Here is a 17,325-nt window from a genome sequence, read left to right on the forward strand (position 1 = left end):
TGCATGTTCCTCCCATTCGGCTCGTTAGTAAAGCAAGCGTACCAGCTCTCGTTCGTTGATGATGCTCAGCGGCTGGACAACCAATCTTCCGCTCCGCATCTCGTGGTTAAACATCCCTAGCAGGGCAACGTCCCGCAAATGTTCTTCGGCCAAATACTTCAGCAGGTGAACGGTCCCGTCTGCGAGCACGTCGCGAAGCTCAAGCGTTTCCCCTTGGGCATCCGCGATGAAAATCCGGCCGTTTGAATCGGTCACGATGTTTTCCGCACGGAGCAGCACGACGGGATTCGGATCGCCAAGCGGATTTTTAAGCTGGTTTTTCACCTTTTTGACGACCTCGGCAAAAGACGCGGCGGCGTGCCGGCGAATCCGGCCCATGTCGCTTTCCGTAAGCGGTCTGGAAGCGAAGGACTCGTACCGGACCCTGCGGTTCAGGTCGCCGGGATAGCGGTAAAGCTCCGGCACCGCGGCCACCTCGAAAAAGCTGTCGTCCTCCCGCATCAATTTTGCCGCTCTGTATGGGCGGTACTGGACCGTGAAGTGGATTTCCCCGGTGTCCATCTGCATCCAATAACCGCAATCGACGAATTCCTGGCGGGAAACGTCGTCATAGCTGATGAATGAAAGCTGGATCAGTTCCGCATCGGACCCGGCAAGCCCCGCCTCTTTAAGTTCCGTCAACTGCCATGCGTGACCAAGCCACTCTTCGATCGTGGATTCATGGTCCGGCGCAAGCTCCGGATCTTCCAGCCTGGCGTCCAAATGGGCCCGGCCCTTTTTAATGAAGGCATGGATGACGGCCAGCTGCTCCGCCGCCCGCGAGTACGCGTCTTCCCGGTCTTCCTTCGCCGATAAAAGCAAATGAAGCTTGCGCAGCTGAATTTGGGCGCCGCTCAAATAATGGCTTCCCATTTGTTTCACGTGCTCCTGAACGGCTTTAAGCTCTTTGGCGTCCAAGGTGCCCAGGCCGCGGCGGATCAGCGAATGCGTCAGCTTCTCAAGCAGTTCCAGGCCTTCCAGCTGCGCCAGGATTTTTTTCTTCAAGGCCGCTTTATTGGTTTTTTTCGGTTTGGCCGGCGTCCCGGCTGCCGCTTCCTTCGCTTTTTTCTCTTCCCGTTTCTCCGCCTTCTCCCGTTTGGCCGCCAAATCGTCCGGGATTTGCGCCGCCGTGAACGGCTTGCCTTCGGCATAAGCGTAGAGCAGGCCCAGGACATGCTTGCACGGGAACTGCCGGCTCGGACAGCTGCATCGCATGACCGGCTTATCCGGTGTGACGAAATCGGCCGAAGGCATGTAAGGCGTTTTCCCGCTACCCTGGCATTCCCCGAAAAGCACCTGACCGTCTTCGGACCGGTGCAGCCCGGTAAACTTCCCTTTTTTATTCAGATCTCTCCCGTTTTTTATCGCAGCGCTGTTCGGCGCAAGTGAGTCGATCCAAGTTTCCGTGATCTCAATCAAACGTTTCCCCTCCACCATCGCTCTGTTTACAGATCAACCAAATTTATGATATTAATCCTCATATCTAAATCATACCTAATAATTGCGGCTGTCCCTACCCTCTAAAGACCCAATTAAGAACATACATTCTTATTCCGGAATCCAATGAAAACGGGCAATTGCAAGCTCTTCTCTTGCCGAATTCAGCCTGTTATCACAAATTCCTGAAGATAACATCCCTTCACATCCCTTGAAATTGCGTATTTGTGAAATCTATAATAAAAAAAGACTGCCGGAGTCCCAGCAATCCCATAAAACGTCATAAGAGTGGTATTGACGATTATTCTATACCCGTGATTTCCGGGTTCGCATGCATGATGCTTTCGGCGATCTGCCGCAGCTTCGGCAAAAAACGCAACCCCTCTTCGGCGCGGCGAAGCAAATCCCCGCTCGAATGGATGCCTAAATCCGCCAGGAAACGGGCAAAAAAAGGTTCGTGCGCGCGGCGCACCTCCGCCTCCGCGTCAATCGACAAAATGTGGTGGCACCGCGCATGCGTGACCCCTATCCAAAAAACCGCTTCGCGGGGATTTCCGCTTCGGATCAATTCAAGGCTGCCGTCAATGGCAATCGTTTTCGCCCCGGGCGTGATGTCCGAACTGAACGCTAACGGCGTTCGGGCCGCGGCGGCCGCAGCTTCAAAACACCGTTCAAGCCCTTCCAGATGACGCTCCGCCAATCGAGCAGTCCAGCCGCTGCACCCTAAAAATCCGAGCAATTCCGGGTACGCACCCTCAAATCCGTAGTCCTCGAGCACGCGGCGGGCTGCCAAATATCTTAGCCTGACCGTCGGGTTGCGGAGCGCGGCGACCAAAAGGACATGCGTCATCACCCCCGTCGGAAACAACCAAGGCATAACAAGCTCGAACAAAGGAGCCGACGGATTCAGCGACCTTAGCCCTTGGTCCACCCGATTCCACGCCTCCTCGCAGCGGAGTTTCACCCATTTTTCATCCGCAAATTTTTCGGAAACCTGTCGCTGCAGCTGATGCAAATATCCGCTCGGGTCATCGATCACCGCAGGCAGGCGGATACTGCCCGCCAGATGGTAGGAGCCTAACACTTGTTCCGCCGAAGCCAGCTGATTGAAGGGCAGGTAGGTGATCTCGATCAGGGTATCCTTGTAAATCATCTTTCCCGGCTTCGGCGGAACCGTCTCCCCTCTGAGGACCACGACAACATCGACGTCCGAACCCGTCGGCAGCGCCTCCTTCTCCGGCCTCCCCACCGTCGAGCCGCTGAAATAGGCCCCAATATAACCCGCCTGCATGCAGGCATGTTCCCGGACCCACTCCGCAGCCCGTTGCCGCGCCGTTCCGATCGTAATCATCCGACCTCACCTCCAGTTTTTTTACCGCGCATTCTTGCGCGAAACCTTAACGGTGCTCCGATGCATGCAAAGGCAGCCTCCGTCTCCCAAAGGCTGCCTTCGCCTCCCTTTTCCAAAATTTTCCCTGCGTTCCGGACAATACCTCAATCGTTATCCACGTAAAAGTTGCGGTCGCCGATTTGGATGTCCTGCGGGTTGGGTTTCCCGTCTTTTCCCGTGTGGACGAAAAACACGAAACGTTCCGTTTTGCCGTCGGAAAATTTAAGCGTGATCGTATTGCCCGAGATGTCGTACGTTCCCGTGCCGCTTACGCCCGACGAAGAATTGGTTGTGCCTGCCCCCGTATCCAGCGTCCCCAAAGCGAGATTGTCGCTTTTGAACGTGCCGTCCGTTTGGAAGGCGATCCGCTCTTCCCAAGCCGAAGAGGCCGAATTGGCGCCGGCCATGCCCGAATAACCCCGGTAGACGTAGCTGCCGCTAAGCTTGAAATGGGCTGCGACGGGTTTCACGGGCTCCAGCTGAACGTCCTCGATGAACAGGTTTCCTTTGGCCGACACCCGGATCGCATAGGACTTGCCGTTATCTAACGTCAGGCGGTTATTTTTGATGCTGTAGGCGCTGCAGGCCTGCTTGGAGCAGTCGATCGTTTCCGGCCCGCCGGAGACGGGCTCGCCTACGACGACTTTTTGCCCCGGAAGGAACGTGTAATAATCCCAGCATGCACCGCCGCATTCGTAACCTCCCGGATCGAGCCGCATGCCGACGTACATGCCTTGGAGCTTGTCGAGCTTGACCGGGGAAGCCGGAGCTTTTTCTTCATCGCCGCTTCCGGTCTGTCCCGTTCCGGGAGGATCCTTCGGCGGGTTCGATGTCGTCATGCCCCCGTTTTTAGCGAGTATTTCCGCAGCCTGCTCTTTGGTGAGGCCAAGCTGGCTCAGCATTTGCTCCGAAAATATCGTGATTTCGCGGTTTTTGGGATCCCACACCACCAAACCGCCCGTCGCCTCCCCCACAAACCGCAGCGGTACCAAGGTATTCCCTTGGACGACCCGCGCCGGCTTATCGAGCTTGATTTCTTTCCCGTTTAAAACGGCCTTTGTGCTGCCTACCTTCAAAGTGAACGACATGGAACCTTTTTGTCCCGTAATCGTTTGGTTCTGCTGATTCCATGTCAATGCAATGCCCATCGTTTCAAACAAAGGGCGCATCTGGACCAGCGTCGAACCGCCGTCCAGCAGCGGATCGACCGAAAAGGATACCCATTGCGTATCGACCGCCACCTTGATCGGTGCCGCCGCAGCCGCATAAGCCTGCTTCATTCCCCAAACGCCGGTTGCCAGCAGCAATGCGAAGAACAGCAGCAATCCGGCGCCGGTTTTCTTATAAACAGCTCGCATGTTTGCCTTTCACTCCTTTTTCTGCGTATTCGTTTGAGACGTCTTGCCGCGTCGACCATCCGTACGCATCCATCATCAGGCTATTCACGACTTTTTCCAATTATATCCTGAATTTTTCGGTATGGGGCTGGACCGAAGCCGCATTTTGGCCAAAAAAAACATAGGCCTGAAGTTATCTTTACTTCCAGCCTATGCACCTATTTATCATAGGGAAATACGCAAAGCAGCCTTTTACGTTGTCCTGTCAATCCTTGATTTTTTGGACCGGGATATAGATATCTACCTGGGACTCCTCGTGGTCCGGGCCCAAAAACCGCTCGTCGTAAATTTCGAAATCATCCCCCTCGACCAGGTCATATCCGGATTTCGGCAGCCAGCTCCCGTATATATGATCAAAAGCATTGCCCAAAGAATCCAGCTTGCCTTTATGGGTGACGACCACGTACTCTCTTTTTGGAATCGTCCTGGCCGCCATCGATTCCGGCAGATCTTCGACGCTTATCACGGGAACGCAAGCCATGTACGTAAAAGCTTCCGAGCCGACTCTCTTCTCATAAAAATAGCCCGGGCGGAAATGATTTTCCGTCCCGGGCCGGCATTTACGGTTTCGAACGCATCCGTTCCAACGCCATCAACGCAGCTCCCGTGGAAGCATCGCTTTTGGGCGTAATGCACTCCATCTTGGGGTAACGCGCGCGAAGCTTCTCTTGGAACTTCGTTCTAACGAAGCCGTTTTTGAGCAGCACGCTGCCTGCCATGGCAAGGCTGCCTTCCTGCAACGAAAGCGTTTCGGCCACCGGAATGACCAGCTTCAGCAGGGATGACGCACAGTTATCGGCGATATCGAGCGCCGCCTCGTCACCCGCCGCGCAGGCTTCGGAGAGGATCGGGGCCAGTGCAGCGATTTCTTTTTTGTTTCTGTTTTTGTCGTAGACAAAACCGACGACGTCCTGTACCGACCCGATGCCGAGCTGCCCGTAGACAAGCTCTTTAATGATCGTGTCCGGAATCCGCCCGTCATGCGCCTGCACGACGGCAGCCAGCAAATCGCGCCCGATCGCGTAGCCGCTTCCTTCGTCGTCGATCAGGTGCCCGAATCCTCCCGTTCGATGCGATTGTCCAGCTTCGTTTTTGCCGAGTCCGATGGAGCCGGTGCCGGCGATCAGAATCATGCCGCAATTTTTCTGATGGGCCCCGTACAAAGCGGTCTCGTGATCGCCGGTAATGTGCAGACCTCCCGGATAACCCGCGCCCCGGATTTGTCCGGTCAGCCTGCCGACGACGCTCGGATTGCTTACTCCGGCGGCCCCGACGCATAATTCGCCGCAGTTTTCGAGCCCTCCGCATGCCGCCCCGATGGTTTCCATCATCTCCCGCAAGGAAGCGCCGACGCTTTCTTCGTCCTGACCGTTATAGTTGATGGCGCCGGAGGCAAACGTCTTTACCGCCCTGCCGGTTTCGTCCACGATCGTGACGGCGGTTTTCGTGCCTCCCCCGTCCAAGCCGGCCGCATATTTCATCGTTCTCATCACATCCTTCGTTTGATTTTCGACAACGGCTGCGTCGCGATCTTTAGTTGCGCAAGCTGATCTTGCCGGTCGGCGCTGCTTCCCCGCTTAAAATACGGATGACCGAACGAATGGACATCCGGGTATATTCGAAAGCGGCCAATCCGCAAACGCCCGCTTCCAGGAGCTCCAAATCGTACGGCTTGCCGAGCGCCACCGCGGTTACCCGGTGGCCTGTCCGGACCAGCCGGTTCGCAAGCCCGATTTGCCCCCGATGGTCGCACCCGTTATACAGGCCGATAATGACGTTCGGAACATGCCGGATTTCGTTCGCAATCCGGCTTTGCTCCGCTTCGTCCGGATTGATGTCCGTCAGCAGATGTTCGATCCCCCAAGCCGCCGCGGCTTCCGCCGGAAAGGACAATTCGGCGCTCGCTTGGCTTGAAGCCTGATCCGGGCGATACGGCAGGCTGCCGATCACGATCGTATCCGAAGCCCCCTTCCGCACAGGCACAAGCGTACTGCCGGCATGGCAGATGCTTTCCATGCTGATCGCCTCCGCCGCCCGCCGATTCACCTCATGATCCGCTTCGGTCAGTTCCCCGTCTTTTACCACCCCGTATTTTGCCTTATAAAACAGCACCTTTTCCACGGCTTCGTCAAGGATGTCAACCGACAGCTCTCCGGTTTCCACCGCGTGTTCGATCCGGCGGACCGCATCCTTCACGAGCTGCGCGCTATGGCTGATAAAAAGCAGGTGAACCCCTGCCTTCAGCGCTCCGACGGCGCCTTCGGCGGTTCCGTAATAGTTTTGGATGGCATCCATTTCCAGGCAGTCCGAGATGACCAGTCCGTCATAACCCATTTGATGCTTGAGCAGATCGGTAATAATCGTTTTGGACATCGTGGCCGGAACCTGATCTTTTTCGATGGAAGGGAATAAAATATGCGCGCTGGTCAAACACTCCGCCCCGCCGTCGATCGCCGCCCGGAACGGCTTCAGTTCAAGCTCGGCCAGCGATTCCAGCGATTTGTCGATCGAAGGCAGCCCCAGATGGGAATCCACCGCCGTGTCGCCATGCCCCGGAAAATGCTTGATGGCAGCCAGCACGCCGCCATCCTTGAGCCCGCGCAGCATTTGCAGCCCGTATTCGGTCACGACTTCCGCCGTATCGCCGTAAGAGCGCACGTTAATGACCGGATTTTGCTTATTGTTGTTGATATCCAGCACGGGCGCAAGGTTAAAGTTGATCCCCAAGGCGCGCATTTCGCGGGCCGTTATCCGTCCTGCCGCATAGGCGTTTTCGGGGCGGCCCGTCGAGGCGATCGCCATCGCCCCCGGCACGTTGACCGCATCCTTCGGCAGGCGCGTGACCCGCCCCCCTTCCTGGTCGATCGAGATCAGCGCCGGATACCCCGTATGTCCGGTAATGCTTCGCTGCAGCTCCGCGCACAGGCCTTTCAGCTGCTCGCGGTTGACGACGTTATGCGCGAACAAAATGATGTTGCCGATTTTATATTCCGCAAGCAGACGCTGCGTTTCTTCATCGATCTCAGGTCCTGGAAAACCCGCCACGATCAGCTGGCCGATTTTTTCTCTTAATGTCAGTTGTCTCATCCGGATACCGGCTCCTTTATTCCTTTTCGGATTTGCTAGGTTTTATCGAATCAATACAGATGGTATTCCGCCTTCAGCTTTTCGAACCGGCGGCTTTCTTCGCGGAATTGCTCGAGCAGCGCCGGAACGTCCACGTGCTCATCCCGGTACATGTTGTCTCCGCCGAGCAAATCGATAAACGGCCTGGAATTTTCTCTGACCGGCGGCAGGAACGAAAACGATTCATAGTTGTTTTTGATCGTAAACATCAGGCGGACGCCGGTTTCCAGCGGGCGGAACGCCCGGACGTCCGTGATATGGAGCTGAACCCCGCCGCATTGCTCGCCCTGGAATTTCGAAAACGACGGCTTGAAGTACACCGGACGGAACATGACCCCCGGATGTTTCTGCGCATTCATCTCGTCGGCCAACCGCTCGGCCTGGATGAACGGCGCGCCGATGATCTCGAACGGAGCGGTCGTGCCCCGGCCTTCCGACAGGTTCGTCCCTTCGAACAGGCAGGTGCCGGGATATACAAGCGCCGATTCGAACCGCGGAATTCCGAGCGACGGCATGACCCAAATACGCCCGGTTTCCGGAAACAGCATGCGGCGGTCCCAGCCCTGGCAGCGGACGACGTGCAATTTGGCGTTCCAGCCCTTCTGCTCGTTGGCCATCATCGCCACCTCGCCGGCGGTCAAGCCGTAGCGGACGGCAAGCGGATAATTGCCGACGAACGATTCGAATCCCGGCTTTAATATATTTCCTTCGACGGTTACGCCGTCCAGCGGGTTGACCCGGTCGAAAATAACGATTTCCTTGCCGGCTTTCGCGCAGTCTTCCAATGCGTACAGCATCGTATAAATAAACGTATAATAACGCGTGCCCACGTCCTGGATGTCGTATACGACCGTGTCCACTTCGTCCAGCATTTCCCGGCTCAATCGTTTGGAATCCTTGCGGTACAAGCTGTAGACCGGCACGCCCGTAATCGGGTCGGAATACGTTTCGACCATGGCCCCCGCGGCCTGATCCCCCCGCACCCCATGCTCCGGCGAAAACATTGCCGCCAAATGAAAATGCTCGTGCAAAATCTGGATCGTCGATACAAAGTCTTTATTGAGTCCGGTCGGCGAGGTAATCAGGCCAAGTCTTTTTCCTTTTAATACATGGGCGGCTTCCATGACCGTGTCGATCCCGTTCAAAATCATCGCTGCTTCCCCCTATCGCATGTCGTTTTTGAAAAAAATGACTGCCGCTCCGCAAAAGTCCATTCCGTCCGGAAATGGTGCGGCTTCGCAGAATTCAAACAAGCGCCCGCTTGCCGAATCCTGCCCTGCAGGCAGTCATTTTTCCTATCCTTTTCCTACAACAGATCACTTTTCAGCACGCGTTTCGTTTCTTCCGGTACCATGAACGTTTCGGCGTATTCCTTGCGCGCTTCGATCCCGCGAACCCTTGCCAAATGTTTGTAGTACTCGAGGTAAGGGAACGATTTGCTGTTCGTGACGAACCAATGCTGCTCCGTTGCTTTGACCCACAGGTCGAATGCTTCTTTGGAGAAATCCACGTATACATACGGCTTGTAGTCCACCGCGTCCTCCCAGTTTTCCGCATAATACAGCCTGGAGGCAAAATGCGCCGGCAGCTCTCTTTCGAAGGAAGCGAGTCCCGCAAAGAAACGGGCGTCATTGACGATGTTATGGGTAATCGCATGGTCTTTGTGCATGCTGTTTTTCCAGTGCGTGATGATCACGTTCGGTTTGACTTGGCGGATACAATCGCAGACGCGCAAACGCATTTCCTCGTTATCCTTCAGTTCGCCGTCCGGAATATCAAATACGATCGATTCGCCGCCGAGCATATCGGCAAAAGCTTTCGCTTCGTTGACCTTTTGCTGGCGGTATTCGGCCATGTCCTGCCCGGCCGGCACGCCGCGTTCGCCCGCCGTCAAAGCAAGCGTTACGATTTTGTCCCCTTTCAGCGAGTGGCTGGCCAGCACCCCGCCTGCCGTCAATTCCGCATCCCCGACATGTCCGCCGATGGCCATAATCGTCAATTTCTGTTCGCTCATTCCTAAAACTCCCTTCTCATGATAGAAAATCGTTTTACGGTTCGGAAGCCTGCTTTTTCATATATCCGGATGGCCGGATTGGTGCTGCCCGTGTACAGCGACATATAATCGGTGCCGATCGCCTTGAACGCTTCGCACAGCTTGAAGAACAAAATCGTGCCCAGCCCGTGCCCTTCGTGCTCGGGATGCACCCCGATGCCGGCAAAATAACCCCGCCCGTTGTCCTGGCGAATGACCGGCCCGGCAAAACCGACCACCTGCCGCCCGTGCGCCGCGACGACAACCGGCGTGCCTTCCGACGTGCACTTGCCGATTTCCTTTTCCCACAACGGGTTGTTTAACCCTTGAAGCATGCCGGCCACGCCTTCGTGTTTCGCGCCGTCGAACAGTTCCACCCGATAGCCTTCTTCGGCGGCTTTCCGCTCTTTCGCCCGGATCTCCTCCGGCATGGAAAACTGCCCGAGATTCAAATACATCGCGCACTCCTGGGCGCGTTCCGCATAACCTTCGCCAAGCAAAAAGGAATGCAGCCTGCTGCCCGTCGGGACGCCCGGGGCGTTGTTATGTTCATGCCGCGGCGTATCCGGTATGTACCACGGCAGCATCATCGGATTAAAAAACAGGAAGTCCGCCTGCTTTTTCCCAAGCTCCCGAAACCGGCCTTCGACGGCTTGCAGCAGCTTTTTGTACTGTTCGTCCGTCTGGCTCGCCTGCTCAAGCACGATGCAGGTCACGTACCCTGCCGTTTGCCCGAGCGGAAGATCGTCGCCGGTACACCCGCAGGCAAACCCGGTCACCCGTCCGTCTTCGATCAGGACGAATGCGTTCAGCTTATCGAAATAAGGGCTGGAAGCGAAAATATGATGGAAGCTTTGCTCCGTCAGCTCCTTGTACCCGTCTTTTACGGCCTCTTGATTCCATAAATCGATGACCGCCTGCGTATATTTTTCATCCCAGGCATCAATCATGCTCAGCGGCACCTCCGTCCCTTGTGAGAGATTTAGTAGCTTATTTTCCCCATGATGACGGGCCTTGCGGCCCCGGTTACGTTCGGCAGATTGTTCGGCTTCCGCTTTATCGCATAATCGGCGAGGATTGCAAACGCCACCGCTTCCTTCGCGTCGCTGCTGTAGCCGACTTCCTCCTGCGTCAGCACCTCGACCCCCATGGATTCCATTTCGCTGCGCAGGAAACCGACCAATACCGGATTATAGCTTCCGCCTCCGCCGACGATCAGGACATCGGCCGGCGTGCGGCCTTGGACGTAGCGGCGGTAGGCGTCGCCGATCGACCAGGCCGTCAGCTTCGTCACGGTAGCGACCACATCCTCCGGCTTCATGCCTTTTTGCGCAGCAATGCCCAGCAGCCTCTCGATATAGGCCGAGCCGAACAGCTCCCTGCCGGTGGATTTCGGAAGCGGCTGCGCATAATAAGGTTCTTTGGCTAAAAACCCGAGCAGTTCCTCGTCGACCGTCCCCCGGCCGGCAATCGCCCCTCCGATGTCCATCGTGAGCTGTCCCGGATACAGGCGTTCGACGACGCCGTCGATGATCATGTTTCCGGGTCCGGTATCGAAGGCATACACGTCTTCCGGCGCGCAGCCCGCGGGAATGACGGTCATGTTGCCGATGCCGCCGATATTTTGCAGCAGCAGCGTGCGGGACGCTTCCCTGTAAAGCAAATATTCCGTGAACGGTACGAGCGGCGCCCCCTGGCCGCCCGCCGCCATATCCGCCGGGCGGAAGTCGGACACGCACGGAATCCCCGTCCGCGCGGCGATGACCGATCCTTCCCCGATTTGCACCGTATAACGTATGTCATGTCCATGGCGCTTTTCTGCGGCCGGCGCATGATAAATCGTTTGACCATGCGAGCCGACGACGGCGATGTCCGCCGGTTCGAGCCCCGCCGCCTTAATGACGGCGAGCGCCGCTTCCGCGTACAGCTCGCCCAGCAATACGTTCATGCTCCCGACTTTGTCGATCGTAGCCTTGACCGGATCAAACAGCTCGAAAATCTCCTGCCTGACGGCAGCCGGATACGGCCTGTTTTCAAAGGCAATCAACGAAACGGCGATTTCCCCTCCGGGACCGTCCGCGATCCGTACCACGGCTGCATCTATTCCATCCACTGACGTGCCGGACATAAGTCCTACGGCATAGCGGCTTGCATGCATATCCAAAGTTTCGCGCTTCATCGGTTCAGCCTTTTACCGCGCCTACGGTAACGCCCTCAAGGAAGTATTTTTGCAGGCTGAAGAACAAGATGAACATCGGCAGCGCGGAAATGGTCGCGCCTGCCATCATCGGCGCAAAATAAGTCGTGTTCGCAAAACGGAAGTTTTTCAGTCCGACCTGAATCGTCTGCATATCCATGGAGTTGGTGACCAGGAACGGCCAGAAGAACGTGTTCCAGTTGTCCATGAAGGTCAAAATGGCCATGACTGCAAGAACGGTTTTGGATAAAGGCAAAATGATACGGAAATATATCTGGAACTGGTTGCAGCCTTCGATTTTGGCGCATTCCAAAATTTCGTTCGGGATGCTGCCCATGAACTGCTTCGCGAGAAAGATGTTATAAACGGTGACCAGACCCGGCAAAATCAATGCCGTATACGTATTTTGAATTTCAAAAATATTGACGATCAAAATGTACAGCGGAACCTGCGTGACCTGATAAGGAATCATCATGGCGATCAGCAGCAACGAAAAGATCGCGGCTCTGCCTTTGAACTGGATTTTGGAAAACGCGTATCCCGCCATGCTGGCGAACAACACGTTCGTGACCATCACGGTGGTTGCCACGATCAAGGAGTTCAGCAGCCAGCGGTACGTGTATTCGCTGAACTCAAAAAAGAACTTGTAGGATTCGAGCGAGAAACTGCTGGGAACCAATTTGTAATCCATGGCCCCGGCTTCGACGGGTTCACCAAAGGAAGAAATAATCATATAGTAGATCGGGAACAGGGTGGCCAGCGCGAATGCCAGCAGTATGATCATCAGAACGGTGTTTCTGGCGATCCGGATCTGGGGTCTCCCTGCATGAGGGTTGTAAAGCGACATAAGTGCATCTCCTTCCTTTAATATTCCACGTCTTTGCCCAGGAATTTGAACTGAATGAAAGATATAACCGCGATGATGGCGGCCAATACCAGCGACTGCGCCGCGGCTTTGCCGAATTCGAAATATTTAAACGCGTTGTTGAAAATAAGCAAACCGACCATCGTCGTCGCGTTGTCCGGGCCTCCGCCCGTCATCAAATACGCGTTCTGGAACACCTGGAAGGAACCGATGACGCCCGTCACCAGCAGGAACAAGGTCGTCGGTTTCAAACAAGGCACCACGATGTACCACAACTTTTGAAAAAACGACGCTCCGTCGAGTTCCGCCGCCTCGTAGTAACTTCCGTCAATGCCAAGCAATGCCGCAAGATAGATGATGATGCTCGTGCCGTGACTGGACAGCCAAGCCATCAAAACGAGCGAGAACATGGCATACGCGCTGGATCCGAGCCAGTTATGCGTGCCGAGCCCGAAAAACGACGTGACTTTGTTGAAGATGCCGACGGGCATCGGATCGAAAATCCACAGCCAAACCAGGGACAAGGCCACGCCGGAAGCGACTGCCGGAAGGTAATAGACCGCCTTGAATACCGTCTGCATCTTTTTCTTCAGCGGCAAAATCATGATGGAGACCGCAAAAGATAATAGAAGCGATACCGGAACCGTCAGTACCGTGTAGACGACGGTGTTCACGATGGCCTTCCAGAACAACTTGTCCTTGAACGTTTCCGTATAGTTTTCAAACCCGACGAACTCGGAACCGATCGGCTTATACTTTTGAAAACTGATGATGAGCGCGCTGATTACCGGGTATAACGTAAACATTGCAAAAACCAAAAGGGCCACGGCAATAAAAGCATATCCCCACGCTGCATCGCCTTTTATTTTTCGCCGTTTGATCGGTTTAGCATATTCAGTCATCTTGCGAAACCCCTTTCATACTTCGTTTCACAGGCAATTGGGGGAAAGCCGTATGGAAGTCATACGGCTTTCCAATGTTTTTCTCTCTAGTCTTTGACGACGCCGTCTTCGCCGAAGGCATCTACCGCCGCGGTTCTTACCGCTTCGTACATTGCCTCAGGGGTAATTTCGCCGGCAATCAGAGCTTGAAGCTTAGGCACGATGACTTCATCCTCAAGCTTGATGGCTTTGGCGCCAAGATCCGTTGGGATGTCCGGACGGGCAGGAACGGCCGCTTTCAGCATCGTTTCGACGGCTGCCTTGTTGTCCGGATCGCGGTCGACCGGCATGCTTTCAGCCGCTTTTCTGCCGCTTTCGGTGATTTGGGCGACGAACAGCTCGTTGTTCGTGGTCGCCGCGATTTTGCCGCTGGACAGGAAGTTCGCCGCTTTGACGACGTTCGCTTTGTGCGCAGCCGTCGGCTCTTTCTTGCCGCGGAAGGTTACGTAACCGTCGACGGCGACGCTGGATTGCGCTTTGGCGCCGGCAAAGGAAGGAACCGGAAGCACGACGTAATCGACGGGAATCGAACCCTTGACCGCGCTTGCGTCTTTGTTTTTCAGCTTTTCGTTGTTCAGCTTCGCCGATCTTTCGAACCCTGCGAGACCTTTACCGGTGATCATCGTTTGACCTGTCAGGAACATGTTCCAGCGTTTGCCCGCATCGATCGAGCTGAGCTCTTTCGGCATGGAACCGTCGTCGATCATCACGCGGATGTCTTTCAATACTTCAAGGAAGTTTTTGCTTGTGTAAGCGTATTTCAGATCCTGCGTGAACGGCGACGGCATGCCGGCGCTTTTCACGAGAATGCCGAGGTAATCTTTGGAGGTAACGCCGGCTGTTGCGAATACAAAACCGTAGCGGGATGTTTTGCCGTTTTCCGTAACCACGCCTTTTTTGATCGCTTCGCGGAATTCGTCGAAGGTCCAGCCCTCTTTTTGCACCTTTTTGTAGTCGATGCCGGCTTTTTCCATGAATTCCTTGTTGCCGCCGATGGCGTGCACTTCCATGTAGGCAGGGAAGCCGTAAAGGCCTTTGCCGTTTTTCATGTATTCAAGCGGAGCCGCGTCGTAATCCTTCAGCATTTCTTCCGTCGCGGTATCCGAAATATCCATCAGCATGCCTTGCTGCACGTATTTCGAAATGCCGTCGGAGCCCATAAACGCGATGTCCGGAGGGCTGCCCGCGTTCACCTGCGTGTCGAGCTTTTGCGTCATGTCTTCCCAGCTCGCAGGTTCGATCTTAAGCGTCAGGTTCGGGTATTTTTCGTTGAACTCTTTCGCCATCTGATCGAAATTGCTTTGGAAGTTTGCCGATACCGGCGGCAAAAGCGCCGTGATGGTGTCTTTTGCGTTCGGATCGTCCACGTTCGCAGCTTTGTCGTCTTTGCCGCCGCAAGCGGACAACGTGGTCAGGGCCATGCTGAGGGCAAAGACGGATGCCAATACGCGCATTTTCTTTTTCATCATCAAAAACAAGCCTCCTTGAAAATATAAATCGTATTAGACCTTCTGTTTCTTAAAGCCAAATCCTTAAACGACCTGATTGAACTCATGGATTGCTTTTTTCAAGCTGCCGTCGGCCCGGTTCAGCGCCTCTTCGGCCGGACCTGCCGCAAGCCCGGTTTTGATCATCATGATCGCCAGCTTACAGTTCATGGAAGCGCTTTCCAAATAGGCGGCAGCCTTGGCGTCATCGACCCCTGTTGCCGATTTGATGATGCGGATCGAACGATCCCGAAGCTTGATGTTGCTCGCTTTCAAGTCTACCATCAAGTTATTGTAGGTCTTGCCTAACTTAACCATAGTACATGTGCTGAGCATATTCAAAACCAATTTCTGGGCAGTTCCGGCTTTCAGCCTCGTTGAACCCATGATCACTTCAGGCCCGACCACCGGCGCAATGCAGATATCGCAGACGTTCTCTAATTTGGACGGTTTGTTGTTTACGACGCCGATCGTTGCCGCTCCGATCTCGCGCGCTTTCCGAAGCGCCTCGATGACGAATGTCGCGCTGCCGCTCGCCGTAATGCCGATCACCGCGTCCTTGTCCGTGATCCCGCACTGCTCGATTAATGCAACCCCCTCCTCCGCACTGTCTTCGGAACCTTCCACAGCCAGTCTCAGCGCTCCATCGCCTCCGGCAATATGACCTTGCACAATCGAAGGATCAGTGCCGAATGTCGGCGGACATTCAGATGCGTCCAGAACGCCCAATCTGCCCGAAGTCCCTGCTCCTATATAAAACATTCTGCCGCCATTTTTAAGCACGCGGTGCAGAACGTCCACCGCCTTCGAAATCTGCGGGATTTCCGCAGCCACGGCGGCCGGAACCTTGGCATCTTGTTCGTTCATGAGACGAAGCATTTCTTCTGTGCTGCATTCATCGATCATCCGAGTCTGCTCATTGATACCCTCTGTTGTCAGCCCCGCCAGATACTCATCCATTGCGATCCTCCTATCCATATATTCATTTCTGGGAAGTCGCAAATTCCAAAGACGGATCAAGGCACAATATGTAGTTCTTTTTATATGGTCTGTCCCTACATCATGTGTATCAAAACCGCACTTTTGATATTTGCCAAATCCTCTTCTTGATTTCATATTAACGAGAAATTTCATTTTGGTCAACAGTTTTTGAAATATTATTTTATTATAAAATAAATTATTGTTGTTTAATTTTAGCTTGTACGCCTGCGGACCATTAACGGAAAACAAAAAAAAGACACCGTCTTTCGGGCGAAAGGCCGGTGTCTGGATCGCATCGGTCAGCGGTGTTTGCTTGCCGCGATGATGTTATGCGTTTTGGTCAAATATTTTTTCACGTTTTTGTATTCGGCGCTTGCCACCCCGGCAAACAGGATGTCGATGATCGTCAGCATGGCGATGCGCGAGCCCATGGCGCCGCTGCGGATGGTCACTTCGGGGGTCGAAATGTTCAGCACGATATTTGCCTTGTCCGCCAGCTCGCTTTTCGTGTATTTCGTAATGGCGATGATGGTGGCCCCGCTTTTTCTGGCGATTTCAAGCGAGTCCAGAATTTCCGTGGTTTTGCCCGAATTGGAGATAAACACCGCCACGTCCCCTTTGTCGAGCAGCGTCGCGGCGGTCAGCTGGCTGTGCCCGTCGGTGTACGTATGGCACATCTTGTTGATCCGCGAAAACTTCTGTTCCGCGTCGATGCCGACCAGGCCCGAAGCGCCGATGCCGAAAAAGACGATGCGGTTGCTTTTCCGCAGCACCTGCACGGCTCGTTCCACTTCGTTCTTATCGATGACGCTTAACGTGTCTTCGATCGATTTGATGTTGTTTCTGAACGTGTTGGAAATGATGACGGACAGGTCGTCTCCCGGCTGGATGTCCGTATACTGATCCTTTTGCTCCTCCATCGAACCAAGCGACGCCGAGATGCTGACGATAAAGCTGCGGTAACCCGAATATCCCATCGTTTTGCAAAAACGAAGCACGGACGCGTCGCTTGTTTTCGTCAGCTGCGCCAGGTTTTTGATCGATAGATGGGGGATTTCTTCGACGTTTTGCAGAACGTATTCCGCCACCATTTTTTCGACCGGGGTCAGGCTGTCTTTCATTTCGCGAATTTTAATCAAAATATTATCGTGTATTGACATACGTTTCCCTACTCATCTCAGTTTAATAGAATCCAATTGCGTCAATCGCTAGTGTACATAAAAACAAGAGGTTAATCAATATAATTGAAAAAATAGAAAAATCATGAAGTTTTCGACAGATAAAAATAAATTTCAAAATTTACCTGTCGATTTAAAATTTAAATCCATTTTATATGACAGAGCGCAAAATTGCAATAAACCTTACATGCCGGGTCAACGATTATTCGCATGGACATGCGCCCCCTCCCGTTTCTGCGGCCCTTAAAATCTATC

Annotated in this window: 14 protein-coding genes and 1 pseudogene; all 15 read right to left on the reverse strand. The window is 54.4% G+C overall.

Features of this window, described 5'->3' with window-relative positions; all coding sequences use genetic code 11:
* Positions 1-24: 24 nt before the first annotated feature.
* The 15 genes and pseudogenes from NYE48_RS16285 to NYE48_RS16355 all read right to left on the reverse strand — a co-directional run bounded on the left by NYE48_RS16285 (position 25) and on the right by NYE48_RS16355 (position 17,052).
* Entirely contained in the window at positions 25-1,458 is a 1,434-nt protein-coding gene (locus NYE48_RS16285; protein ID WP_212948369.1) for an SWIM zinc finger family protein, read from the reverse strand.
* Positions 1,459-1,777: 319 nt separating this feature from the next.
* Positions 1,778-2,827, reverse strand: a complete 1,050-nt coding sequence (locus NYE48_RS16290) for a hypothetical protein (protein ID WP_340999418.1) — start codon at positions 2,825-2,827, stop codon at positions 1,778-1,780.
* A 143-nt stretch (positions 2,828-2,970) separates the two neighbouring features.
* Positions 2,971-4,224, reverse strand: a complete 1,254-nt coding sequence (locus tag NYE48_RS16295) for a stalk domain-containing protein (protein WP_340999419.1) — start codon at positions 4,222-4,224, stop codon at positions 2,971-2,973.
* A gap of 244 nt (positions 4,225-4,468) precedes the next feature.
* Positions 4,469-4,771, reverse strand: a pseudogene (locus NYE48_RS16300) (GyrI-like domain-containing protein); the annotation flags it as partial.
* A 52-nt stretch (positions 4,772-4,823) separates the two neighbouring features.
* Positions 4,824-5,753, reverse strand: a complete 930-nt coding sequence (locus NYE48_RS16305; RefSeq protein WP_306433217.1) for an N-acetylglucosamine kinase — start codon at positions 5,751-5,753, stop codon at positions 4,824-4,826.
* A gap of 43 nt (positions 5,754-5,796) precedes the next feature.
* Positions 5,797-7,350, reverse strand: a complete 1,554-nt coding sequence (locus NYE48_RS16310) for a glycoside hydrolase family 3 protein (RefSeq protein WP_340999421.1) — start codon at positions 7,348-7,350, stop codon at positions 5,797-5,799.
* Between the two features lie 50 nt (positions 7,351-7,400).
* Positions 7,401-8,540, reverse strand: a complete 1,140-nt coding sequence (locus NYE48_RS16315; protein ID WP_212948361.1) for an exo-beta-N-acetylmuramidase NamZ family protein — start codon at positions 8,538-8,540, stop codon at positions 7,401-7,403.
* Between the two features lie 155 nt (positions 8,541-8,695).
* Complete coding sequence (locus tag NYE48_RS16320) at positions 8,696-9,403, reverse strand: PIG-L deacetylase family protein (protein ID WP_036708134.1); 708 nt, start codon at positions 9,401-9,403, stop codon at positions 8,696-8,698.
* Positions 9,404-9,405: 2 nt separating this feature from the next.
* The gene (locus NYE48_RS16325) at positions 9,406-10,371 is read right to left on the reverse strand and encodes a GNAT family N-acetyltransferase (RefSeq protein ID WP_036708131.1); all 966 of its coding nucleotides are present in this window, start codon (positions 10,369-10,371) and stop codon (positions 9,406-9,408) included.
* 32 nt (positions 10,372-10,403) lie between these two features.
* On the reverse strand, positions 10,404-11,600 hold the full coding sequence (locus tag NYE48_RS16330) for an anhydro-N-acetylmuramic acid kinase (RefSeq protein ID WP_340999423.1): 1,197 nt from the start codon (positions 11,598-11,600) through the stop codon (positions 10,404-10,406).
* 4 nt (positions 11,601-11,604) lie between these two features.
* Entirely contained in the window at positions 11,605-12,465 is an 861-nt protein-coding gene (locus NYE48_RS16335) for a carbohydrate ABC transporter permease (protein ID WP_212948356.1), read from the reverse strand.
* A gap of 17 nt (positions 12,466-12,482) precedes the next feature.
* Positions 12,483-13,385 carry a carbohydrate ABC transporter permease gene (locus NYE48_RS16340; RefSeq protein ID WP_036708122.1) on the reverse strand — a complete coding sequence of 301 codons (903 nt, stop codon included), beginning with the start codon at positions 13,383-13,385 and terminating at the stop codon, positions 12,483-12,485.
* Positions 13,386-13,471: 86 nt separating this feature from the next.
* Positions 13,472-14,890, reverse strand: a complete 1,419-nt coding sequence (locus NYE48_RS16345) for an ABC transporter substrate-binding protein (RefSeq protein WP_212948583.1) — start codon at positions 14,888-14,890, stop codon at positions 13,472-13,474.
* Between the two features lie 66 nt (positions 14,891-14,956).
* Complete coding sequence (gene murQ / locus NYE48_RS16350) at positions 14,957-15,871, reverse strand: N-acetylmuramic acid 6-phosphate etherase (protein ID WP_212948354.1); 915 nt, start codon at positions 15,869-15,871, stop codon at positions 14,957-14,959.
* Between the two features lie 320 nt (positions 15,872-16,191).
* A complete protein-coding gene (locus NYE48_RS16355) occupies positions 16,192-17,052 on the reverse strand; it encodes a MurR/RpiR family transcriptional regulator (protein WP_036708118.1) in 861 nt (286 codons plus the stop codon).
* Positions 17,053-17,325 lie beyond the last annotated feature (273 nt).

It is taken from the genome of Paenibacillus sp. FSL M7-1455, from assembly GCF_038004655.1.
GTDB lineage: Bacteria > Bacillota > Bacilli > Paenibacillales > Paenibacillaceae > Paenibacillus_AQ > Paenibacillus_AQ cookii.